We start from the raw sequence: 1,266 nt of genomic DNA on the forward strand, positions 1-1,266 counted from the left end.
CAGGGTCGAGTGCTGCTCAATAGCCAGCAGATCATTCCGGTTGCAGAGGCGGAAGAGTACATGACCAAGCGGCGAGAGAAGCAGGAGAAGCAGCAGCAACGATCTCGTCGACCCGGAGCGATCAATGCCCTTCTCGAACGCGAAGTTCTGCGTCCGGGAGAGCGGGTAAGATTTGATCCGGAGCGTTTGCCTGGCGACGCAAACCGGAACTGGAACGAGGACGATGATTTCTGGTGGGCAACGGTGACTGGCGATACTGGGCAAAGCGACAATGTCCGATGGGATCACGACGACGAACTATACTCATTCACTGGGCTGACGAAGGAGGTACTCCACGAACTCGTCGGCCGTGACCGAGACGAGGCGCTCAACGGATACAAGTACTGGTGCCATCCGGAGTTCGATAATCGGACGCTCAGTGATCTTCGAAATAGCGAGGCAAGTGGAGCTGATCGTAGTGACGAACCGACGAGCAACAAGTGACGGTCTGGACTCAACATAGTAGGGCGTCCGTGAATTGTTCATCACTTCGCTATCTGATCCAACGGTTTTGATGGCTTTAGAAGGGCTAAAGACGCCAGTGGTGGCATTCAGATGATTGGGTGTATCGGGAGATCACAAGACCAGGAGAGAGCCCCCATGGACCGCAAAGGGTGGGTTTGGAGCCTCTGGAAGCCATTGAGTGGGCGCAATCGATCGTCAGCGACGAATGTCTGTTTAGTATCCGATATCTGTGTGTCTGATAGTGAGAACTATTGGTTGTGATGGTATGTCTGGTTAGTCGGGTAGAACGGGAAAAGATCATGTGGTGTGCTAACGGGGAATGCCAGTCGAGAAGTATCCCTCTATAGTAACTAAAGAGACATAGTTCCTGACCTGACTACCCTGTTAGCATACCACAGGATTAACACCAAAAAAAGGTTTTAGTTGGTCCTCAGGCTTTCTACGCACGGTTTGGGGATTGCATCCGATATCTGGTCCTCGGAGTGGTCGACTTCTGTGATTTCGAACTTGAGCTCGCCGTATCTCGAGACCGAGTTGGAAGCGGTCCATTCGTAGACGGTTGCCCCCTGATATCCCTGGCCGACGTGCTTCGCAACTGACCCGTTTTCAACGAGGCGACCGATGGTATTGTTGACCCACCGCTTCGAGCAGGACTCCACGTCGTCGGACTCTTCGGTGATCCACTCGGCGATCGTCTTCGCCGTCCCCGTTGTCTTCTCACGGAGGTAGTCAACGATTGCTCGTTGTTTCTTTCCGTACTTC

General features: G+C 53.3%; 1 protein-coding gene and 1 pseudogene. One reads left to right on the plus strand and one right to left on the minus strand.

Annotation, left to right across the window (positions count from 1 at the left end; all coding sequences use genetic code 11):
• Positions 1-483 (plus strand): annotated as a pseudogene (locus tag U4E84_RS17735) (DUF91 domain-containing protein); the annotation flags it as partial.
• Between the two features lie 440 nt (positions 484-923).
• Here the strand turns inward: U4E84_RS17735 and U4E84_RS17740 are convergent.
• A partial coding sequence (locus U4E84_RS17740) for a hypothetical protein (protein WP_322533398.1) occupies positions 924-1,266 on the minus strand: 343 nt, incomplete at its 5' end.

The organism is Halorubrum sp. AD140 (assembly GCF_034497445.1).
Lineage (GTDB): Archaea > Halobacteriota > Halobacteria > Halobacteriales > Haloferacaceae > Halorubrum.